Source organism: Pleionea sediminis (genome assembly GCF_007570825.1).
Taxonomy (GTDB): Bacteria; Pseudomonadota; Gammaproteobacteria; order Enterobacterales; family Kangiellaceae; genus Pleionea; species Pleionea sediminis.
Genome location: NZ_SUNB01000002.1, coordinates 586,354 through 609,099 on the forward strand (window position 1 = coordinate 586,354; position 22,746 = coordinate 609,099).

25 protein-coding genes are annotated in these 22,746 nt (G+C 37.1%); 10 read left to right on the top strand and 15 right to left on the bottom strand.

Annotation, left to right across the window (positions count from 1 at the left end; translation table 11 throughout):
• Positions 1-17 precede the first annotated feature (17 nt).
• The 14 genes from FAX86_RS12510 to FAX86_RS12575 form a co-directional block, all read right to left on the bottom strand.
• The gene (locus FAX86_RS12510; protein ID WP_144393748.1) at positions 18-2,369 is read right to left on the bottom strand and encodes an MMPL family transporter; all 2,352 of its coding nucleotides are present in this window, start codon (positions 2,367-2,369) and stop codon (positions 18-20) included.
• Positions 2,359-2,961: an outer membrane lipoprotein carrier protein LolA gene (locus FAX86_RS12515; protein ID WP_144393749.1), complete on the bottom strand. Its 603-nt coding sequence runs from the start codon at positions 2,959-2,961 to the stop codon at positions 2,359-2,361. Before FAX86_RS12515 ends, FAX86_RS12510 begins: the two co-directional genes overlap by 11 nt.
• The gene (locus FAX86_RS12520) at positions 2,954-3,379 is read right to left on the bottom strand and encodes an acyl-CoA thioesterase (protein ID WP_144393750.1); all 426 of its coding nucleotides are present in this window, start codon (positions 3,377-3,379) and stop codon (positions 2,954-2,956) included. Before FAX86_RS12520 ends, FAX86_RS12515 begins: the two co-directional genes overlap by 8 nt.
• Before the next feature lie 10 nt (positions 3,380-3,389).
• On the bottom strand, positions 3,390-4,934 hold the full coding sequence (locus tag FAX86_RS12525; RefSeq protein ID WP_144393751.1) for an HAL/PAL/TAL family ammonia-lyase: 1,545 nt from the start codon (positions 4,932-4,934) through the stop codon (positions 3,390-3,392).
• Between the two features lie 30 nt (positions 4,935-4,964).
• The gene (locus FAX86_RS12530) at positions 4,965-6,659 is read right to left on the bottom strand and encodes a glycosyltransferase family 2 protein (RefSeq protein ID WP_144393752.1); all 1,695 of its coding nucleotides are present in this window, start codon (positions 6,657-6,659) and stop codon (positions 4,965-4,967) included.
• Entirely contained in the window at positions 6,649-7,008 is a 360-nt protein-coding gene (locus tag FAX86_RS12535; RefSeq protein ID WP_144393753.1) for an ApeI family dehydratase, read from the bottom strand. The genes FAX86_RS12530 and FAX86_RS12535 overlap by 11 nt, the downstream gene beginning before the upstream one ends.
• Before the next feature lies 1 nt (position 7,009).
• Positions 7,010-8,428: an AMP-binding protein gene (locus tag FAX86_RS12540; protein WP_144393754.1), complete on the bottom strand. Its 1,419-nt coding sequence runs from the start codon at positions 8,426-8,428 to the stop codon at positions 7,010-7,012.
• 2 nt (positions 8,429-8,430) lie between these two features.
• Positions 8,431-9,003, bottom strand: coding sequence for a COG4648 family protein (locus tag FAX86_RS12545; protein ID WP_164503565.1), 573 nt, complete (start codon positions 9,001-9,003; stop codon positions 8,431-8,433).
• Positions 8,996-9,241 carry an acyl carrier protein gene (locus FAX86_RS12550; RefSeq protein ID WP_144393756.1) on the bottom strand — a complete coding sequence of 82 codons (246 nt, stop codon included), beginning with the start codon at positions 9,239-9,241 and terminating at the stop codon, positions 8,996-8,998. The genes FAX86_RS12545 and FAX86_RS12550 overlap by 8 nt, the downstream gene beginning before the upstream one ends.
• Positions 9,242-9,256: 15 nt before the next feature.
• Positions 9,257-9,511: a phosphopantetheine-binding protein gene (locus FAX86_RS12555; RefSeq protein WP_144393757.1), complete on the bottom strand. Its 255-nt coding sequence runs from the start codon at positions 9,509-9,511 to the stop codon at positions 9,257-9,259.
• Positions 9,508-10,284: a lysophospholipid acyltransferase family protein gene (locus FAX86_RS12560; RefSeq protein ID WP_164503566.1), complete on the bottom strand. Its 777-nt coding sequence runs from the start codon at positions 10,282-10,284 to the stop codon at positions 9,508-9,510. Before FAX86_RS12560 ends, FAX86_RS12555 begins: the two co-directional genes overlap by 4 nt.
• On the bottom strand, positions 10,268-11,017 hold the full coding sequence (locus FAX86_RS12565) for a beta-ketoacyl synthase chain length factor (RefSeq protein ID WP_144393759.1): 750 nt from the start codon (positions 11,015-11,017) through the stop codon (positions 10,268-10,270). Before FAX86_RS12565 ends, FAX86_RS12560 begins: the two co-directional genes overlap by 17 nt.
• 245 nt (positions 11,018-11,262) lie before the next feature.
• The gene (locus FAX86_RS12570) at positions 11,263-11,925 is read right to left on the bottom strand and encodes a 4'-phosphopantetheinyl transferase superfamily protein (RefSeq protein ID WP_144393760.1); all 663 of its coding nucleotides are present in this window, start codon (positions 11,923-11,925) and stop codon (positions 11,263-11,265) included.
• A gap of 22 nt (positions 11,926-11,947) precedes the next feature.
• Positions 11,948-12,676, bottom strand: coding sequence for a class I SAM-dependent methyltransferase (locus FAX86_RS12575; protein ID WP_144393761.1), 729 nt, complete (start codon positions 12,674-12,676; stop codon positions 11,948-11,950).
• 209 nt (positions 12,677-12,885) lie between these two features.
• Between FAX86_RS12575 and FAX86_RS12580 the strand changes: the two genes are divergently transcribed.
• From FAX86_RS12580 to FAX86_RS12600, 5 genes are all read left to right on the top strand, one after another.
• Positions 12,886-13,290, top strand: a complete 405-nt coding sequence (locus FAX86_RS12580) for a hypothetical protein (protein WP_144393762.1) — start codon at positions 12,886-12,888, stop codon at positions 13,288-13,290.
• A gap of 909 nt (positions 13,291-14,199) precedes the next feature.
• Positions 14,200-14,820 (top strand): 4'-phosphopantetheinyl transferase family protein, encoded by a 621-nt coding sequence (locus FAX86_RS12585; protein ID WP_144393763.1) that lies wholly within the window; start codon positions 14,200-14,202, stop codon positions 14,818-14,820.
• A gap of 158 nt (positions 14,821-14,978) precedes the next feature.
• Positions 14,979-15,449, top strand: a complete 471-nt coding sequence (locus FAX86_RS12590) for a DUF3015 domain-containing protein (protein ID WP_144393764.1) — start codon at positions 14,979-14,981, stop codon at positions 15,447-15,449.
• A 68-nt stretch (positions 15,450-15,517) separates the two neighbouring features.
• Positions 15,518-17,359 carry an Lnb N-terminal periplasmic domain-containing protein gene (locus FAX86_RS12595; RefSeq protein ID WP_144393765.1) on the top strand — a complete coding sequence of 614 codons (1,842 nt, stop codon included), beginning with the start codon at positions 15,518-15,520 and terminating at the stop codon, positions 17,357-17,359.
• A gap of 129 nt (positions 17,360-17,488) precedes the next feature.
• Positions 17,489-18,232, top strand: coding sequence for an alpha/beta hydrolase (locus tag FAX86_RS12600; RefSeq protein ID WP_164503567.1), 744 nt, complete (start codon positions 17,489-17,491; stop codon positions 18,230-18,232).
• Between the two features lie 21 nt (positions 18,233-18,253).
• On the opposite strand, the gene FAX86_RS12605 is transcribed toward FAX86_RS12600, so the two are convergent.
• Positions 18,254-18,883 carry a DUF2799 domain-containing protein gene (locus FAX86_RS12605; protein WP_144393767.1) on the bottom strand — a complete coding sequence of 210 codons (630 nt, stop codon included), beginning with the start codon at positions 18,881-18,883 and terminating at the stop codon, positions 18,254-18,256.
• A gap of 115 nt (positions 18,884-18,998) precedes the next feature.
• On the opposite strand from FAX86_RS12605, the gene FAX86_RS12610 reads away from it, so the two are divergent.
• The 5 genes from FAX86_RS12610 to FAX86_RS12630 all read left to right on the top strand — a co-directional run bounded on the left by FAX86_RS12610 (position 18,999) and on the right by FAX86_RS12630 (position 22,746).
• Positions 18,999-19,901 (top strand): patatin-like phospholipase family protein, encoded by a 903-nt coding sequence (locus FAX86_RS12610; protein ID WP_144393768.1) that lies wholly within the window; start codon positions 18,999-19,001, stop codon positions 19,899-19,901.
• Between the two features lie 85 nt (positions 19,902-19,986).
• On the top strand, positions 19,987-20,361 hold the full coding sequence (locus FAX86_RS12615; RefSeq protein ID WP_144393769.1) for a hypothetical protein: 375 nt from the start codon (positions 19,987-19,989) through the stop codon (positions 20,359-20,361).
• Between the two features lie 168 nt (positions 20,362-20,529).
• Complete coding sequence (locus tag FAX86_RS12620; RefSeq protein WP_144393770.1) at positions 20,530-21,042, top strand: pilus assembly FimT family protein; 513 nt, start codon at positions 20,530-20,532, stop codon at positions 21,040-21,042.
• A gap of 123 nt (positions 21,043-21,165) precedes the next feature.
• Positions 21,166-22,080, top strand: a complete 915-nt coding sequence (locus FAX86_RS12625; protein WP_144393771.1) for a hypothetical protein — start codon at positions 21,166-21,168, stop codon at positions 22,078-22,080.
• Positions 22,081-22,095: 15 nt separating this feature from the next.
• On the top strand, positions 22,096-22,746 hold the full coding sequence (locus FAX86_RS12630) for a methylamine utilization protein (protein WP_144393772.1): 651 nt from the start codon (positions 22,096-22,098) through the stop codon (positions 22,744-22,746).

The following is a 22,746-nucleotide window of genomic DNA, read 5'->3' on the forward strand; positions in this document are numbered from 1 at the left end:
TTGAATCTCATAATTAACTAACTCTGCTTCTCGATATTTAATGAAACCGAGATTGGTGCTAAAAGATAAACAACAGTAATTCCAATACAAATTATTTGCCCAAAGGAAGCCAATGCAGTTGTAGAGCTAAATGCCAATAGTCCAAACGCAAGAATTGTCGTAATGGCGGATAAAGTGCTCGCCAATATAGCGGGCTGATAATCCCCTTTCGACTCATTAATGAATAAGCTGAAATCGAGACCTACTGCAAAGACAATAATAGTTGCCAAGACATGAAAAAGATTATGCTCCAAACCAACCAACGAAATACTCAATAATGATGTCAAAATTGCAACAACAGAAGGAAGTATTGTCGCGACACCTCTCTTAAAGCCATATCTCATCAAAAAAATAAGGCTAACGAATATATAAGCTAATGTTAAATATTCGATCGATAAAGTTCTGAATCGCTCAAATAATTGATTAATACTTGAAACTTTATCATACCAAATGTATTTTTCAGTTAAATTTAAATTCGATAAATTTATTGAAGTATCGTTTCCCTTATCAATGATTACCTGACTAAACCAACCCGTGCTAGTATCATGAACAACCTGCTCTTGATAAGGATGATTCTTGATCATTTGTTCAATCTTATCATTATAGATGTCAACTAACTCTTGATCCTCTAGCGACGATAGATAATTTTGTGCGACTTCTGTTTTTAAACCTAATGATTCTAAAGCTCGCTCTCCAACTCCGCTTTTGATGATTCCATCTGATAATAATTGTTTATTGTTATTAAGAGTACTTACCGGCGGGAGCCATTGAGATATCGCCCGATAACCATTAATCTCACCCGTTTCTTTTAAGCGCTCTAATTGCTTTGTTAATTTCTCTTCATTAGTTAAAAGTTCATCTAACGTATTACCATGTACTAGATAAAAGCCTTGCTCGCCGTAATTTGATACTAGGCCAGATATTTGTTCACTCGTAGCTTCTAAGTCCGGAAATTCAATTCGTAATAATCGAATATCACTGTTCGACTTGATTGGAAAAATAACTAAAATAGCAGTTAGAGCAATGGCCGCACCGATTAGTATTCGAAAACTTTTTGGATGATTTCTAAATTGGTTAAATAAAGGATGTTTCGGCGACCAAATTTTCCTTGGTTGATGATAAAAATAAGGAATCCAGCGATACCAACAAAAAACTGTAAAGTAAGCTCCTGAAAGACCTCCAACAGCAAAGAGAGACAATTGCTCCAACGCAGGAAAACTTGTTAGTGACAATGACAGAAAGCCAAACACACTTGTTAGAAAGCCAATAGTTACAGCAACTCTTATTTTGCTAATAACTAACTTCCCAGAACATTGATTAATATAAAAATGAGAAAAATAATGAAAAGCATAGTCAATAGAGATGCCAATCACAGTTGCCCCAAAAACCAAGGTCAAAATATGAACCTTCGAAAAAACGAGCAACGAAATAGTAAATGCAATGAGCAAGCCAACAGATAGTGTTACCACCGCCAAAACAATAGGTAAGAAACGCTTAAACGAAATAAAAAATAAAAACAATATGCTAATCGTCGAAATTGAGCTAATTATCGTTATCTCTTGCTTGGCAATATCGCGTGATTTCTTCGCATGATGAATTACGCCAACAGACTTCAAATCTACGCCTTCATCAAGAGAATCTCTTAACTGCTCTTCAAATTCAAAATAACTTTCTTGTATTAACTCGTCAAAAACAGCTCCAGATAACTTCAACCCTGTTAGCAAAAGGTAATTATTTTTTCTATTAAATAATAAATATTCTCCTCCATCATTAACCGCTTTACTAGATTGCTCACTTATAAATCTCTCATAAAAACCGAATGGATCGCTCGCAAACCGAGGGCCAATTCCGAGAGACAGCGCATCTAAAAAGTTTAACTTTGCTACATCAAAAAGTTTAGACTCATCTTTCTCTAAAAGTATTTGTATATCACTTTGGGCTAATAATAAAGGCTTAAATTGAGCGAGTTCTATAAAATACTGTTTGACTCCCGCCCTTTTATCAAAGGCTAACTGGATCTCAATCCCACTTTCTTTCTTAGCGCTGTTTTCTAATACTTGCTTTAAACTTTCAAATCCATTTAAAACATTTTTCTTAGTTTTAGAACGAAGTAAAACAGCAACATAATTTTCACGACGAGATACAATTTTATCAGCAGCTAACTGAAAATCTTCATCAATACCCGCTTCCGGAATAATACTTAATAAATTCGTTTCGATCGTTGACTGTGAGTTAACTGAATATAGTGAATAAACTAAAGAAAATAGTACAATTCCAATCCATAAAAATGATGCTGCAATAGCAAAAACATGTTCTTTATTACCTTGCATTCAACAACATTCTCTTACTGGAGCTTTGATTCAACTCAATGGTTGTTTTATCACCATTAACTTCAAGAATTGATACTTCATCAACTTGGCTAGTTCCTTTTAATACGATACTTTTGAGAAAAGATTTTAAATCATCATTTTTACTTGTTAGAAAAATAGTCCATTTACAATCAACTTCTCTAACCTGTAACTCAAAATTATCAAGCAACAAATCGAAATTACCAGTCATAGAAGCTTTTAGCGTTGTCAGCATGCTGGACGCCGCACCTTGGTTAAAAGACCTTTGCTCTTCTTTTTCATTATTGTCATTTAATCGATAGATATTATCGGCTTCAATAAAATAAGTCACTTTAATTGGCTTAACCTGTGACCACTCTAAATCACCATTATCTAATAAAACATACTCTCCATTAATTATTAAAGGTTTTTTGAGAATGGACAAATGCTTGGTTTGTGTGAATTCGCCAGAAACCTTATCTTTGATTTCGACACATTGATAGACTTTATCTAATATTGTTGCATCAGTATTCTCATCAGCCAGGGTTACCATAGAAGGTATTATCAATAACAGGATAAAAAAATGCTTAATCATAGCTCTTTAATTCTTCTTTAACATTATCTATTAAGATTTGAGGCGAACAAAATTCAAGTTCTTGCGTTTTTGCATTTACGGCAACTTGAGTCGTTTGCCCCTTAGTAATAACATCTCCGCTCTCATTAGAAATTCGATATTGAATTTTAATTCTATTCTCATATTCGATTAAAGATGCTGTAACGTTTATTAAATCGCCATATTCAATTGCTTTTACATACTTTATTTTTAGGTCGACTACTGGCCATAAATAGCCCGACTCCGCCATCTGGGGGTAGTCATATTCAATCTTTTTTAGCAGTTCGCATCTCGCTATTTCAAAATACTTAACGTAATGTCCGTGCCAAACTATTCTCATTGGATCAACATCATGAAATGGAATAGTTATAGAAACGCTACCTGTTAACTTTTTATCCATACTAAATTCCTTAGTAAAGAGTAAACTGTTGTTGTTGAATGGATTCAGTAAGAGCTCTTAAATCATCCTCTAGTGGTCGGTCTTCCTCCAAAAATCCAACTAGATTTTCCACTTCAGTAACACTGGTTAGTACAGTCTTTGTTAATGAGTCGAGATCAATTTGATTCTCTTTAACTCGAAGTCGAATTCCTTGAACGGTTGCCATAGTCATGGCAGCAGCGACCTGTTCGGTTAATTGAAGAACCCTCAAGCAGTCTCTCGCTGCAATAGTCCCCATACTCACTTTATCTTGATTGTGGCATTCGGTAGAGCGAGAAAAAACAGACGCGGGCATAGTTAATTTCAGGGCTTCTGCTGTCCACGCAGATGCACCGATTTGTACGGCTTTAAAACCATGATTTATCATAGCTCTGTGTTCGACAGCACCTGACAAATTAGAAGAAAGTCCATGATTGAACCTCTGATCAACTAGAAGCGCAAGTTGACGATCCATCAAATCGGCTAAATTGGCTACACAGTTTTTCATAGAGTCCATAACGAATGCAATGTGGCCACCATAAAAATGTCCTCCATGAAGTACGTGTTCACCATGGCCGTCGATAATTGGATTATCATTTGCACTATTTAATTCATTCTCAATATCCCTTTTCATCCAAGGTAGAGCATCTACTAAAACACCTATAATGTGAGGTGAACAACGAATGGAGTACCTATCTTGTAATCGCGCAGAGTTTCTCGGATGCTCGTGGTGGTTGAGATCATGCCTGATTCGTTCCGCAACCAACTGTTGACCTGCGTGGGGTTTAACGGAAAATAATATTTCATCAAAATGAGTACTATTTCCAAGCAAAGCTAACGATGCTAAAGAAGTTAACCGAGTACAAAGTTTTGCCAAGTAATCGGCTCGAGTCCATGCTAAACATGCTAAAGCAGTCATTACAGCAGTGCCATTCATAATGGCTAAACCTTCTTTAGGGTAAAGATTTATTGGTTGTACACTTAACTCCTTGAGAATATCTTCGACAAGTCTTATCTCACCTTTAAAGTAAGCTTTGCGCTCTCCGATCAATGATGCAGCAACATAGGATAAAGGCGTTAAATCTCCACTTGCCCCAACTGAACCTTCTTGAGGAATCAATGGTGCAACTCGTTGATTAATGTAACAACTCAATTGCTCTAACAATCCCCACCGAACACCAGAATACCCTTGACTTAGTGACGCTAATCGAGCAGCCAGAATAGCAATTGACTCTTTTTCGGAAAAATAATCACCTAATCCACAACCATGATAACGGGTAAGATTTATTGGTAATTCATTTACTAAGTGACCAGGGACATTCACTGTGCATGAATCGCCATACCCAGTGGTCACGCCATATATGACTCCATCTTCTTTAAGCAGCTTTTCAAGAAAAGCTGCTCCTTCATTAATTTTTTGTTTAAAATCATCCTGCGTTGATAACTTTGCTTTACAACGCCCCTCAGCAAGCCCAACTACATCTTCAATAGAGATAGCTTCTCCTCCGAAGCAGACTTCTGATGACTTGTTACTCATTAGATATTACCCTGTCTCTTTTAAACGCCCTTACCGACGTTTCCAAAAATCAAAAAAATTAAACCATTGATATGGCGCAATTTCACAATATTGCTCAAGTTGTGCTGCATACCTACCAACAGCAGCTTTCAGCCCAACCTTCTTTTTACCTGTTGTAAGCAGTGATGCATCGCATAACTTATTCATATATATGTGATATCGACCATTCCGCTTCAAACTACAAAAAGTATAAATGGGACATTCAAGAACGCCAGCTAACTTAAATGGCCCAGCAGAGAAGCTCGCATCCACACCCAAAAACTTTGTGCTAATCGTTCTTTCAGAGCCAGAGTTAGCGATTCTGTCACCGGCAATTACAATTATTTCACCTTGGTCGAGTCTTTTCTTTAAAATAATACCGGTTTCAATTCCCAACTCAGAGACCATAAACAAGCGCTTTGTAGACTCTTGTGAGATTTTCTCTAATGTATTATTAAATATAGGCGCTTCATTAAAAGAAACGATATTATTTATTGCTACATCCTTATACTTCATTGACAAAGCTCTTCCTGTGTCAATATTCCCAATATGACTCACTAAAAATAAAGCACCTTTACCCGATTGACGAATCTCTTCGATTAAATGCTCATTTTCAAAAACGATATCGTTTAAATCGAATTCTCCGGCCCAGGTAGCAAATTTATCTGCATTTATTTCCCCAAATGAATAAAAATGCTTAAATCCATCCCAAAAGCTAGGTTTTCTACTAAAAAGATCTTTATTGGAGTAACGGTATAACTTGTTTAAATAATTATATGAATGCTTTCTCTGCTGAGGAGAAAATAAAAAATAGTAAAAAATAATTGGGTATAGCAGCAACTTTACAAACTTTACTCCAAACCATCTGAAACAATAAAATAAGATGGTCATTCCCAATCTAGAGCCACGTTCAGATTGCTTAGGTTCAGTCTCTTTAAGCTCTTTTTTTCTTAATGAAAAACCCAATTTCGAAAAGAGGTTTCGCGCCAACAAAAAAGGACTTCGAATTAACATTCCCAAGAACAACCGGGTATGCATTTTCGTAATCAACCAATTATCTCGTACAAGGTTGAATTGTGATACACCACCTTCAGGGTAAATAACTTTGGTTGGCTTATTGACTATATTAACTCGATCCCAAAACAACTTAACAAGAATTTCCGTGTCGAAATCCATTCTTTTACCTACATTATTTCGGCTAAGCATTGAAATTGTTTGACTTAAAGGATAAACCCTAAACCCACACATAGAATCTTTAATGTGCAATGAGAGACATTCAATCCAAACCCAAACATGTGTAAGATAGCGCGCATAGAATCTATGTTTTGGTACAGACTCATCGTATGATGGATATCCGCAAATCACACTGTCTGGATTTTTTTCCGCATCTATTAAAAAATGCTCGATATCCGACAAAGTATGCTGCCCATCTGCATCCACTTGAATTGCATGAGTAAAACCTAAAGACTCGGCAACATACAAACCTGTCATTACTGCCGCGCCTTTTCCTTGGTTATTAGGTAAAGTTTCCAAATATACATTTGGAAACTTACTCTCTAAATCTAGCAGTACATCGTGAGTTTTAGTATTTGAACCATCGTCAATAAGAATAACGAACAAATCCAAATCAACAATATACGAGACTGTTTTCTCTATTACTTGGTAATGGTTATAAACCGGAATTATTACGCAAGACTTAATGTTCATTAGCAATGGTTACTTTTTCAATTATGCCAGAAGACAAAACCTGCTCATCCAAATCACAATACTCATATCGAAGTTGCGTTTTTGTCGTAATTAAATCTAACTTCAAAACAACTTTAGTATCTGGGAGAATAACCTCTTTGAACTTAATTTGCTTTAATTGAGAACAGTTCACTTCGACACCCCAAGCCAACTTTGCAAACTCTATTGCCCACTGTGTTTGAACAACACCAGGCAATACAGGGCTGTCTGGAAAATGACCTTGAAAAAAAATAATGTCAGGATCGATTGTTAATTCCCAAATGGCTTGATCCGTTGTTTTCTTTCTTTCATTGAATAATGGAATTCTCATTTTACCTCTCAAAAAGTCTTACTAACCTTTCATTTGTAACTTTACCTTGTTGATTTATAGGTAAACTATCCACAATACGCCACTTTCTTGGCAGAACTACTGACTCGAAATGGCCCAGTAGTAACGCTTTTAATTGATTGATAAGCTTCAACTTTCCGTTCTTTAACTGTCGTTCTCCTAATGTTGACAAAACTAAGACACAACCTATGGCATTAATAGCATTATCAGACTGACTTCTTAAATGACGGCGAACTAAAATGGCTCGACATTCTTTAACTAAATTAGAGCTTGTTAGCTTATCTTCAATTTCTTGTAATGAAACTCGTTTCTCTTCAATTTTTACAACTCGATCAGCACGTCCTAATAACTTAAATTGATCAGTGTTTACAAAATCAACTTTATCACCCATTAAAAATGGATTATCCGCCATATAAATGAATGGTGACTGAACCAGCAATTGCTGTGTTTCTTTCTCAGAGTGAGCCTTAACTTCGGGCAATAAATTCCATAAGCCAGATTTGTTATTTGGAAAAACCTGACGCATGGCTACACCACCGGTTTCTGTTGAGCCCAATATTTCCATGGGACAGATACTGAACTGTGTATAATAATAATAACTGGTTGACTCACTTAGAGGACCGCCAGAACTAAAAACCATCTGCATAACATCGCTCATCAACGGCTTTGACAAGACATCACCTATACGGCTCAAATGAGCTGGGCTACTGACCAGAGTACACTTTTTAGTTTTTTTCATTACCTCATTAATTTGTTCCGGAAACTCTTGGCGTTCGGCGAAAAATATATTCTTAAAGCAGAATGGCCATAACACACGAAATAAAAGACCATATATATGCTGATGAGAAACCGTACTAAGAAACACTGACTGAGCAACCTTTTTGCCCCAGCACTTATTTAAAACAATAACTTCGCTTAAAATGTTTGATAATTTCTTTACTACTTTTTTAGGTTTTCCGGTGGAGCCAGACGTATAAAAAACCAAGTCGACATCAGAGTAAACAATACCTCGACTATTTGATAAGCGACTCGAGTCTAAAAAGCAATCTCTCGAAATAACGATCGACTTTTTAGATTGAGGCAGTTCTACATCAGTTAAGACAGCATCGTATTCGCCAATCATTTCAGATAAAGTTCCAGCCTGAACATTAGGCAACATGACGATAGTCTTACCGGTACAAACAAGGGACCAACAGGCGACTAAAAATAAGTAGCTATTATCACAGTAAAGCAACCATCTATCGCTCTCTACTTTAGAAATCGAGTCAGATAGTTTGTGAACGCTGGAGAGAAACTCTTCACTACTTATCTCTTTCTCGCTGTAAGTAGAAACGACATGTGTTTTCGCACTATTCACCGCCAAGTCATCCAGGAACCAGAGCTTTTTTATCTGGCTAATCATTGTTATTCTCGCGATACATTTGTTTTTGGGCGCACCAAGTATTCGAGAAGAAAGATTACTCCCATAACGCAATAAGAAAGAAGGCCATTGTAAAGAGTCCAAAGCTCTAGGGTTTCATATAGCGTTACGTACAAAGATATCATCATATTAAGTATAAAGAATAAACACCAAACTAAAGTAACCTTAAAGGTATAACTTGATAATTCCTTTGAGGAAGGCTGCCCCATGGCAATGGCAAACCGCTCGATCATATTTGGAGGCTTCTTGAGAGTCACTAAAAACAGAATCAAGAATATAAAACTAACCAACGCTGGATAAAATAAAAACCAACTTAAAGAGTTGAATGCAACGCCTAGCAAAGCAAGTAAAAGAGCTCCTAGCGTAATAGGAACTGGGTTTATAGTTTCCGATTTAAGATGCTTTTTGAGAGCAAGTTGCCGAATAACCAGTAATACGATAAGTCCGATACCAATAGCTTTTGGCTCAAAAACTTTTATACCCAAATAAACCAGTAAAGGATAAAGTATTAGAGCCAATCCGACAAAAATGCGAACAAACATTGACAAGTTAAGCAACCAACTTCTCTATAGAATCAATAACATCAGAGACAGTTCGCACACTTTTAAATTCTTCAGGCTTAATCTTCTTACCTGTAATTTCTTGCAACTTTATTACCAAGTCAACGGCATCTATACTGTCCAGCTCCAAATCATTGTATAAATGACTAGATTCTTGCACTTCTTCAGGATCAATCTCGAAGATTTCTTCAAGAACATCTTTTAACGTGTTTAATATTTCAGCTCTACTTTTCACAATTGTTTCCTTGAATTACTGATTTGACTCAATAAACTTGGCAATACTCGAAATACTTTGAAAGTGCTTCTTGTTATCTTCCGAATTTGCATCGAGTTTAATTTGAAATTTTTTCTGAATGGCAACACCAATTTCTAGTGCATCTATTGAGTCGAGCCCTAAACCATCAGCAAACAATGGTTCGTTCGAGTCAATGTCTTCACTTGTCATATCTTCAAGTTCTAAAGTATCTATAATCAATACTTTCAATTCTTGTTCAAGTTGGCTCATAACAAATTTGCTTCCTCTGTAAAGTAATCTTTTAAGTACTTTGTTAAATAACGTGCTTGTTTACTTTCCATTGAACTTTTTTCTAAAAATTGACTTACATTTAAGTCTTCACCAACTTTTAGTGTTATGTGAAAAGGACTTTTAGGCACCTTATACCAAGGTACGTTTTTCATTAATGCCGGAGGATTACAAGTTATAGTCACCGGCGTAATATTTTTTTTCGCACTTAACGCTATCCGAGCAGAACCACGTTGCAATTTAATCTCTTCTCCAGGTACACTTCGAGTACCTTCGGGAAAAATAATAAGTGACTGTCCATCATCAAGAGACTTTTTACAGCTATCAATTAACTCTTCTGGATCGTCAGAGTTACTGGTATAGTCTGCAGCACTGATAATGCTACGAACTAATGGATTCTTAAATAGGGACTTTTTAACAATACAATTTGTTTCTGGTAACAATGAAATTAAAAGAACCACATCGATCAAAGTTGGATGAGATGCCAAAATCAGCTGGCCTCCTCGACGAGATAACTTCTCTTCGTTAATTACCTTAAACTTCATAATTCCCAAGTTAACCATATGTTGGATAAACCAACGAAAGCAATTATGAATTGTTTTCTGAGCGACTCTTTTACGTTTATATTTATCCCTTATTGCTAACCGTATCCAAATAAATACGGAAAACGTTAACAGCAAGCCACCAAGACCAAATAGTAAAAAGCACCACCCCGTCGCTATAACTCGCCAATAATAATTAATTCTGGAGTTCACTCTTCCAACACCAATTAGAATTACCATTAATAACTTGGCAGTCGTCATTTTCCGACAACATTAAGCGCAACAACGAAAGAACGGGCATCTCAGAGCATTTCAAGGTAGCGCTACACGACGTCAATTTTAAATTTGCTTTTCGGGCAGGTTCATCGTTAGGTTTATTGAGCGACACCAAAAAAGCAGCAGCAACCGAGTACTCTTGATAATCTATAAACTGTTCATAATTGCCCGGCACCGGTTCATCAGCAATGACAACCAGAACTCTATCGCTCTCCTCAGACTTTAACCAGCCGTAAGCTTCAATGAAGCATTGTTCTAGAGTTTGAACACCTGCGGCAATTGAAGTCGATGGCTGCTTATTTCCCGTCAATATTGAATATAAACCGCTCGCTGTATTATGAACTGACATGCTAAAAGCAGTAGGAGATAGTGGTTCTTGCTCAATCAAACTTTCAAGTAGTTGGCTAGTACGATGAAATTCCCCATGCCTCGAGCCAAAAATGGTTATGACATTATCCCCAACTGTATTAGCCTGATTGGCAGCTAATAATGACATTTTTGTTAATCGACTAAATCGCCTTCTTTGCATTGGAGGGACAAATTTTACGTCTGCTTGCCCCTCAGGCAGTATCTCCCGACTACCCATTGCCCATTCTTTCCACTCTGGAAGGCTGTTTAAACCAGGAGCCCAAGCAAACCAGTGTTCTATATAAAAGGAAATATCGACCATAAATACACTTAAAGATCAGTAAGGTAGCGCAAATAGTTAAAGCAATGCCTTAAAAATGCCTAAATATTTTTTTAAGGTATCGACTGTATACCCCTACTGTTGCGGGGCGCAATAGTACGTTTCTTGTCTTAAAAAAGCAATTGAGATTTCTAATTTTAGGCCTTATCCAGAGGTCTTCAAGCGAAAAAACGAAATCACCTAGTCAATCTGAAGGCACACTTTAGCAGTCAAAGTAGCGCAGATACTTATGTAAATAGATCATTATCGTAGTATTTGAGCTTGGGTACTTGATTTGTGTTCCCTATACAAATAGCTAGCATGAGTTCTTCATTAAGTTTTCTGTTAACAAAAGTCCAAGGCTGAGTATCAATGATAATTTGCTTAACTAGACAGAATTCGCCTACCTTTGTTTCCTCACTCAGATGTCGAGCCATATCAATATTGGCCCATAAATCTGAGCGTACCGCCTTCGTAAAAGCTTCCAATCTCGTCCAAGTAAGGTAAAACATCTCCTTCATGGATGATCGATCACCTTTATACTCAAGGTTTAATTGTTGACACAAGCCAGCTAAATTAGAACGTTCAGTGATCCTTTCGAGATCGATACCTATTTGCTTGAAATGCCCTATGACAAACACCGAATGCTGCCTGCAGTGAGAAATAGACACAAAGAAATCATCGATAACCACATCATTAAAATCGCACCACAAAACCGGACAACCATTACTTTCATGTTTTAAGCTTAATGAAGTGTCGAATGGATAAGCCTTTAAGGCCTTTTGAACCCAATTATGAGTTTGTTCTCTCCAACTTTTCTTTTGCTTTTGAACTGACAACTCAAAATCAGTGTCAAATGAGCGACTCCAAATATGGATTTCATCCATGTCAGGTAACTTAAGATTATCCATCTATCATTCCTGTCACTCTCAACTAGAGCTTAGGCTTTCTAGCGATTAAATTGACTAACGTCTCCTCTTTATCTCGCTTTGGCTTTATTCCAAACCAATTTTCTGAAATACCTAAATCTTCCCTGCTCCACCACAAATAGGGAAAAGAAATTTGTGCTTCATCAATTTCAAAGCCAGCATTTCGAATAAGCTCAATATATTCCTCTGCCGTTTTTTGTACCTTCATTGGATGTCTGAACAACAGACGAATCATCCACGAATGAATATACCGCTTAGTAGATTCAGCAAACATTAATATACCGCCGGGCTTTAATACCCGAAAATACTCTTGGATAGCCTTTTCTTGATAAATTAAGTGATGGAAAGTTTGATGACAAAATAATAAATCCACCGAATTATCGGGTAATAAGAGATTTGAGTTTGAACACTTCAAAAACTGAACCGATGTGAGATTGTGCTTGCCACACTCATCTTTAGCTCTCTGTAACATTTCAGGATCTATATCAATCGCTATCATTTCATCTGGTGAAAATCGATCGTTAAGTTTTTTTAACGAACGTCCAAAACCACATCCTACGTCAACGATAGTCGAAAAAGATACAGGCTCCTCAGCGAGCAACCTTGTCAAATCTTTTAAGGCGACTTCTAATACGTGATCTGTCCAAACTCCTGTTTTAAGAAACCATTTTCCAAATCGTGTTTCCGGAACATGGGCCTCTGAATAAGATATTTCTTTAGTACTGTTTGTCATTCTATCTCTCAAAAAGAATAATAAAGATTTACTTATAAGTATCCACTATTACTACTTTAAGTAGTTGGCATTAATACACAAGTGCAAAAATTGATAACTGTCTATCTATTATAATAAGATACCGCGCTGAAATTGATTATACCTTAACTAACTTCATAGTTCTTACTAACGAAGAGCCCACTAACCGATTGTATTTTAAGGAATTTATTATGAAAAGCGTATATATAAAAGCTTTTGGACTTGTAATACTAAGTTTATTTTTAATGTCTTGCAGAAGCCTGACGCCTATAAACAACATTGAAAATGCACCTGTATTAAACTTAACTGGCAAAAAATACACTACCGAACAAGTAAAAACAGCTATTATTCGAGCTGGAATCACCAGAGGTTGGGTAATCCAGGAAATTAAGCCAGGCCTACTTCAGGGAGATATCAACGTTCGTGGTAAGCATAACGTCACAGTTGAAATTCCTTATAATCAAGAATCGTATAGCATCATCTTCAAGAAAAGTGATTTACCTCAAAAGTCAGGCAAAATTCATCCTAAGTATAATATTTGGATAAACAACTTGAATTCAGATATCAGAGTTCAATTAACTTCGCTTAATTTATAGAAGAATAGTTAAAAGACTTTCTGATAATGTATGAGGTAGTACTAAAGACTGAACTGCCTCATACTGAACCTGCCTAAGAAAACAACTCTAGTTTATTTATAAAACCTCAATAATCAACCCACCAACCAAATACATCAACAATGATGTCTCTAGACTAATAAACAAGTATACCCAAATTGAAGAATAATCTTGTTGCATGGGGATTTGCTGTTTTAGCAAATCAAGCACGACTTCAGATGTCAATTTTCGTTGAATTGTTATTGCATAGAAATTATCAAAAGCGTTAGGGACTCTTCAAGGATCCCCTGCTGAATTTCATCGGTTACCACAACAGAAGGCAACACAACCAATGTAATGCTGTCACAAGCTAATAGCCGAAACATTGCCCTATCGTTTACCTCAGCCTGAATATCTGGGGTTACAGCCAGGTTGCACAAAGTGATTGAAAAGCTGTTCTAATCTCGGTGTTTTTTCCCACTAAAACCCATCGCATATCATCCAACCCTTTAGGAAAACTTGATGATACTTTCCCCTTTTGGGTACAACTATAGTCGGTGGTTGACGAGATACCAGCAATGATTGCCTGAGAAGATCTTGTTTTTCAATGCTGTAGAACGATTGGTCCGCTCGAGGTCCAACTCATGATTCGTCAGGCCATCGAGCAGACCATTCGTTTCCTGCGAAAATAACGAAAAGCTAACATGCGGATTCGCAAGCAAAGGACTCATAAAATTCCTGTAATTATTTGATTTAAGAAAGTTCAATCTATTTACGCCAAATATCGATATAGTGGGCCTGATAAGTGAGCCTTAATACTTATGATATTAGCTTATAAACATCACTGATTAACTTCACATAATCTGAATAAACCGTCTACACTAAATGTGTTGGTATTAATATAGAAACGATATGCACTCATTACCCGACGATAATAAAATACATTTATGGCGCACGCAGTTTCCTGTGACGACATCGCAGCCTGTCAGAGAACAAAAGAAATCATGGCAAAAACTCACTCATGACTGGATAGATGACATTTTAATATCGCAATATGGATTATCGAAAGAAGAAGCTCATATTGATTATCATGATAGTGGTAAACCTTACCTTAGTAACCTAGCCGATAAGGTGAATATCAGCATTAGCCACTCTTTTGAGCTTGCCTCTTTTGCAATATCATCAATACCCGAAATGGGTATCGACTTAGAGAAGAAAATTCCCAAAAAAAACTTAAACATGTTGTGGGAAAAATTGAATCGATTTGAAGAGTCTTTAACCGCTGAGCGATTTTATGCAGTTTGGACTCAACTTGAAGCTTACACCAAAGCCCAAGGAAGTTCGATAGTTGAGAGTCAGTACATAACCGAAAAACTACTTTCACTACCAAAAGAAAAGTTGATACACGGCGTATTTAATGAGAAGTCATGGTACTTTTATACCGATGAAAATGACAACTCAACTTTGTCGATTGCTTTGCATTCGAATGCTCCAGTCGAAGTCAACTGCTTATCTGAATCAATAAATGCCTAATACGCACGCAGGTGACAGCTAGACCAGGTAAAATATCTCATTCGTTAGGTAATAATTATTTTCCAAAATATTGTTCGACACTATATAAGCGAATTAATTGACATTTGACAAACGTGATGTATTTTTGAAATGAACCCCAAAAAAAGGAGCAACAAAAAATGAAACGTGTATTAATCGGAGCGTTAGTAATTTCAGTGTCTTCATTTACCTTTGCATCAGAAACAGGACCAGGTTGTGGCTTAGGCTCTCAAGTGTTTAAAGGAAAGAAAGGTGTTTTTTCTCATGTTCTGGCAGCGACCACTAATGGTACTTCAGGCAACCAAACTTTTGGAATGACATCAGGTACTCTTGGTTGTGATGCTAACCAGACCATTCAAGTCGCTAGTCTTTATATGGACTCTAATGTCGATAAAGTCGCTGCAGAAATGTCAATTGGAAAAGGAGAATCACTAAATGCTTTAGCCGAGTTGTTAGGAGTAGACGCTAAACATAAAGCACACTTTAATCAATTGCTAAAAGAGAACTTTAACCAGGTATTCGCTTCGGAAGAAACCACATCAAATGAAGCTATAAATAATATCGTTGCTCTTATGGAGAAGGATAGTATACTCAACGTATATATCAGCTAGTTTATAGTCCACAGAGAGGAGTCTTTCCTCCTCTCTATGTTTTTTACAAAATAATAAAAAGAAAAATAGTGAAATACATTTTTACTTTATTTGCGCTGCTCTATTCTACTTTATCACCAAGCTCTCAAATTGATAAAAATCTGATCAAAACGCTATCTGAATCTGAACAGTGGCGTAAGCTTTTACATTATCATAAAAGCAGCTTATTAAATTACCAGAGCGAAGTAGATGACCCTGACTTCTTCCTGAGTCCAGAGGGAAAATATTCGTTACAGAAAGAACTAAAAGCAACTCTAAATAGCTTCAAGCACAATCCAAAAACAGCTTGTCAATATCCGGCTCGATACTTATGGCTCTCAGAACAACTGAATTGGAATAGTGACTTTGGCAGTCTCATGAATCAATGTAAAAAACTAAAAGCTTGGTTTAATACGATAAATCCCCAAAGTGCTTCTGTGATATTCCCGGCTTCCTATATGAATAGCCCATCCTCAATGTTCGGTCATTTATTTATAAGAATTGACTCAAATGCACAAAGAAACGATCTCTTAGCCCATAGTATAAATTTTGGAGCTAACGTAGATAATGAAGACGGGTCTTTAACTTATATGTTTAAAGGACTTTTTGGTGGCTATCCAGGCGTTGTTTCCATCGTCCCTTATTATGAAAAAGTCAAAGAATATAGTGATATCGAAAACCGTGATATTTGGGAGTATTCGTTAAATCTTTCTCAAAAAGAAATTTATCGACTCATACTTCACGTCTGGGAACTCAAACAAATTCACTTTGATTATTATTTTATTGACGAAAATTGCGCATATCGAATACTAGCTTTACTAGAAGTTGCACGCCCAGAGCTCGACTTGCTTTCCTCTTTTTATGGGAGAGCTATTCCTGCTGATGTAATTAAAGCCATAAACCAAGTAGACTTAGTCAATAAAATAAACTATCGCCCTTCTCTTGCTACCGATTTAGCCAATAAAATAAAGCAATTGTCTAATCAAGAAAAGGTATGGGTTATTAAGTTTTTTTCAAACCCTGACTTTTCAGATACTGATGAGTTTAAGCAACTCTTACCGTCTCAAAAAGCAGCAATACTAGAAGTTACAACTCAATGGATTCGTTATAAACTCAGTGATATGCCAAGTGATAAAAGTCACGCTCGAGAAGGCTATAAGTTGTTACTAAAAAGAAGTAAGCTGCCAGAAGAATCACCATTAAAAAAAGTCCCAAAACCAAAAGTTCGTGATGACCAAGGTCATAACACACTAAGAATGTCATTTGGATTAAAGCAGCGAGACGAAAAGAGTTTAGCCCTCTTTTCTATACGCTCAGCATACCACAGTCTAGATGATCCATCTCCAGGTTATCTCAATGGCGCACAAATAGAGTTTTTCAATTTACAGGCTTCAATTAATGATAATAAGTCTTTAAAACTTGAGAAACTAACGCTACTTAACTTAATGTCACTTTCTCCTCGAAACGACTTTTTTAAACCACTCTCCTGGAATATTGATATTGGTTCCGAGCGCTTTACTTTCAGCTCTGATAAAAGTGAGTTATTTAACCACATACAAGGTGGTGCAGGATTCACTTATGGAAATGAGATAAATCGTACTTACTTTCTACTCGGTGGACAAATATTCAATAATGAGCAATCAATTAGTACAACTTATTTTCAATGGTCAGTAAAAGCAGGCTGGCTAATTAACTATGATCTGACTCAGCTATTACTAGAATTTAATTCCCATAATGATTTAAGTAACGATTCATTTGACATCAACAATTTTCGATTAAGCTATACAAAAAACATTAGTAAAGATCAGAGCTTTAACGTACAACTAGTAAGAGAGCGCGTTGTAGACAAATACAACTCAAACATAAACGTTGTTTACCACTACTTTTTATAGAGAACACAAATGTGTGGCTGTAAGAACTCTTTTAAAAAAATAGTAATGACATCCTTTATAGTGTTAACACTCTCATCTTGTACACACTTATTTTTTCACCCCGAGAGAGAATTACTACTTACGCCGGATATGCTCAATATAGAATATTCCGATATATTCATTCCAACAACGGACAAAAACTTATTACATGGCTGGCACTTAAAGACTAAAGAACCAAGTATTGGCACTATTATTTTTCTTCATGGTAATGCAGAAAACATCAGTACTCATATTCGAAGTGTATATTGGTTGGTCAAGTTTGGTTATCAAATTGTGATAATTGACTATCAGGGGTATGGGCGTTCAACTGGGACAGCAAGTTTAGAAGGAGCACTTAATGACGTCGTAAATACAGTAGATTTTACTTTGAATAAAATTAGGAATAAAAAAAACGTACCAACATATATTCTTGGACAAAGTCTTGGAGCATCTTTGGCAATAACAGCACTTACACACTCTGAACATTTAATGGAAAAAATAGATGGCTATATACTTGAAGCTCCCTTCGCAAACTTTAGACAAATCACGAGAGACGCATTAGGAAAAAACTGGTTAACCTGGCCATTACAATATCCGTTATCATGGACAATCACTAATAATTATAATCCTGAAGATACCATCCATAAGCTGAGAGACCGGCCCGTTCTATTCATCTACAGCGAAGAAGACCAAATTATTCCTTTTCATCATTACAAACAGTTAAATAAAAAACTCAATTCCCAAAAGTCCTATTTACTAAAAACCCACGATAAACATATTCGCTCATTACTTTACAAGGCCTATCGAGAAAAGCTTTTGTATTTTCTAAAGCATCAATCACTCTCAGATGATTAATTTTTTATAATTAAAGTTAACCTAAGGTTGAAAGTTGGCTGTTAGTCGATCAGCTTGGTACTGCAAACGATGCACTCTGCTATCAAGGTTACGAATTTGAATATCTTTTTCCAAGATTAGCTGCTCTAGCTTTTTATTTTGTTTTAATAATTCTTTACGTAATTTTGGCGATGTCGAGTCTGCCACTATCAATTCTTCATTACTTTTAATTTCATCTTCAAATTCATGCTGCTCTTTGTGCAGCTGATCCATAGATCGCTTTAAGTTGTTTATCTTCGTGACCAGCTGATGAATCTGCTGACCGGAACGATAACCTCTTAAAAACTCATGTTCAGCTGGACCAGAACAGACGCCATTATATCGACCACCACGACGCCCTAAGTCAAACCCCTTGTTGGGGACACAAAACTGGACAAGACCTCTTTTATGTCCTGCCAAATAAGATTGTAAATCAGGCTTAACACCAACATCAGCACATGCCTCTCGATGCTGACTGATGCGACTTGTTAGAAGTCCACGTAAACCATCTTCATACCCTATCGTCTGCCAATCGGCTATCCGACACTCTTCTTCCGATAACGTAGCGCAGCTCGACAAAAGCATCATAGACATCATCGCTAAAAAACATGTTCGTATAAATTTAAGTCGCATTGCACCCTCGAATTTCTGATCTTATTTAACAGTAGAAACATAGCACTTTTTGTTAAGTCTGTGTTAATGATAAAGTAAATAAACTGGATTCATCAAAGAGAAAACACACACAAATATGAAGAAAAAGCTCGGAATTGCTCTTGGAAGTGGCGCCGCAAGAGGAATCTGTCACTTCGGTGTCTTAAAAGCATTGCTTAATGAAGGTATCCGTCCCGACGTCATTTGCGGTACATCTGTCGGCGCACTTGTCGGCGCAGCTTACGTTACCGATCACCTAAACTCGCTTGAATCTTGGTTTCGCGAGCAGTCATCTCGGAAAATGCTAAGTCACCTCGACATAAAATTGTTTGCCAGTGGCGGGTTGGCTGACGGCGAACAATTTATTCACATTTTAAAGACAGAGTTTGGCGACTATAAAATCGAAGATCTACCCATCCCATTTGCTGCTGTTGCTTGCGATATGAATTCAGGAAAAGAAGTCTGGATAACCGAAGGATCGATTTGGGATGCAGTAAGAGCATCTGGTGCCTATCCTGGATTACTAACTCCCGTCAATCGCGATGGCCAGTGGTTGCTTGACGGAGGTATCGTAAATCCCGTTCCTGTTACAGTATGTCGTGCATTGGGAGCGACTCATGTTATTGGCGTAAATTTAAATCACGACTTATTGGCTCCTCAAGAACGCAAAGAAAAAGAAAAAAATGGCTTAATCAACCTGGACTACCCAATTATTGGCAAAGTGCGCGATAAAATCATCGATACTTTTGGTGACAAGCTTAAATTTCCAACCAAATCGAGAGAGTATCGCCCAAGTATTATGGATGTGATGTCGTGCACAGTTAATGTAATGCAAGACCGAATTACCCGAAGTCGACTCGCTGGAGATCCAGCTGATGCTATATTTAATCCAAGGCTCTCGCATATTGGCTTTCTGGAAACCGATAAAGCCGATGAAATTATTCAGGAAGGCGAACGTTGCGTCCTCCGAAATATTGATCAACTCGGTTATTTGAATTAATCGGCAGAATTAAGAAGACAAACGCGATATTAGTAGTATTAGCAGCGTCCAAATGTGATTTCACGCCATGATAAGATATAAAACAATGAGATTAAAAAAAATTAACTTTACGTTATTACTCGTTCTGGTATCGATGTTTAGCGTCGTAAAGGCGAAAGAGTCAAACGGTACAATAGAGTTTAAAGGCCGCTGGTGCGGCGAATGGGATGATAAATTTCAAACCTGTTTCACGATCGACAAGCATGACGGCTACTTTTCTGCGTTTTACGAATGGGAAGAATTTATTGGCGGTGGATTTCAGAAAAAAACCATACGCGGTAAAAGACTTAACGATAATACCCTTGATTTTAAAGGAAAAATTTTGATCTTTAACTTAAAAAACCCAGACCAAGCAGTCGCTATGGGTATTTTTCGTCATCATTCGAGAGTTGCGGAGTTAAAACGACAAACCAGCAATTAGTTTACACTTCGCAACCCAAACCAATCTGTGGAATAACAATCCCTGCCGGTGTTTCAACCAGCTCCCAATCCTATAATCGGAAGTACATTTTTTGAACATATATCAATTATGAGATATACTTAACTCGTTTTCTTATATTATTTCAGTTTTTTATAAGGCTTTTGGTCTGTGCTTGTCTATTCCCAAAAAGGTTTTACTCTAATTGAGTTAATAACCGTTATCGTCATTATCTCAGTACTTACGGCTGTTGCAATCCCCAAACTGACAGCCCTATCAAAGGATTCCCGAATAGAGGTGCTCGAAGGAATAGCCGGTGCAATACGCTCAACAACGTCAATGGTTCGAGCAAAAGCTCGAGTTAAAGGTTTATCGCCTGCAAACTCAAATCCAGGAGGCTCAACGCAGACTGGGTTTATCGTCGACTTCCCGTTTGGAAGTGCGGAGGTAGATTGGCGAAATTTATGCCCAGAATCCCGGGCTGAACTTGGTGACAACCTGACGATGCTCGACTTTATAAGCTTTTCAGGAGACGATTTACAAACTCAAATTAACAACCAGTACACTTTAATTGGGTATGATATTCCAAATCTCTCTGCTCCAACCAACCAAGGTTGTTATGTCATTTATGATTCTTTTGGCGATCCCAATTGCACCATCACTGTTGTCACCGTTGACTGTTAAATACAGAGTCATTCTGAATCACCATCAATAACAGTTAATGCTCGTAACTGGCAGTCCCTCCCCTATCGCCTATACTGTGTGAGAAAACGGTAACTCTTACATTACGATGGAAAGGCCGCCCAAATGGTTGACTCAAAGTCTTCGCTTTTTCTTTTATTGATAGGTTTATGTTCGCTACAGTTAACTGCAGAAACCTTTAGTGATGCAAGCTTTGGCATTCACAATAACAATAACCTTTCAGATACCCAGTCCAGCGCAGAAAAAATTTCAGATTCTGTTATTTATGCCAATTATAATTTTGGATTGTTTACTGACTTTGATAATGGTTTAAGCCTTACCACGCTCGGTACTGCAGACTATTTTCATTATCAAGACTGGTCTGAATTTAGTCATTTCGATTTAATAGCTAACCTTAAACTCAAGAAAAAACTCGGACTAGGACCTTATGTCTCCAATATTGGTGCCGATTTTTCGGTCGCTAATCGAACTTACAATAAAGATGTTCGCAATCGTACTGAAATAGACTTGGGATTATTTTGGCTAAAACGCATCGATGAAAACTGGGACATACAAACTCGTTTAAGCGTATTTAAATCTTTCGCGGAAAATAATGAGAAAGCAGGTCCCTCTGGAACGGACTCGGGTGATGGTCCAATAATGGGAATGGATAAACCAGGCGATGTTTACGATCTCTCACGCTTGAATCTATCTTTGTCCATAGGATACGCGCTTGGCGACAGTCATTACTTTAAACTTGATACAACCTGGATGAACGGCGATGTTGTATCAAGTGCGGCACCCAATGAAAATATTGTCAATGCATCTACAGCCATTACTCCCGATAACGCTTTAGATGATGGCGTCTTTGCTTACCAACTGGATGCAAAGACAGAAGTTCGAACCTTTTCATGGGATTATGCCATTAACGAAACATACTCATTGAGTGCAAAATATCAATATCGTGATGCTCAGGCAAACAGTGCGAAAGTGTACTATAAAACGGGAATTACATCCCTAAACTTAATTATAATTTTATAACTCAAAGAATATTCAATGATTAAATATTTTTTTCCATATCTTTTTATTTATACTTTTCAGTTTTCACCATCGCTAGTGGCGAATGATCTAATAATTACCGTTTATGATCAAAATAAGAAGGCGCTACCAAATACCGTTGTCAAATTACTTTCAAATAATAGTCAAACAAAACCACAACCCCAAAAAGCCATCATAGATCAAGTCAATAAAGAGTACGTACCTCAAGTCATCGCTATCACTCAAGGAAGCAAGGTAACATTTCCTAATAAAGACAATATAAAACATCACGTTTATTCTTTTTCTGATGCCAAACCTTTTGAGCTACCTTTATATGAAGGAACCCCAGCAAACCCTGTTGTTTTTGATAATCCAGGCATCGTTGTTTTAGGATGCAATATTCATGACTGGATGCGTGGTTACATTTACGTTAGCGACTCTCCCTATATTGCTATTACAAATGAGTCCGGAAAAACATCAATCAAGAATTTTCCAGACGGCAATTATCAGCTTGAGTTGTGGCACCCACAAATAAAAGGAGACTTTCAACCCGTCGACTTTTCATTTAAGGATAAATCGATAATTGAAAAAGCAATCTCAATCACTCTAAAACCCATGGTTAAAATACGTCGCCCCAAAGGTCGGCACGGCCGCCGATACGAAGAGTGA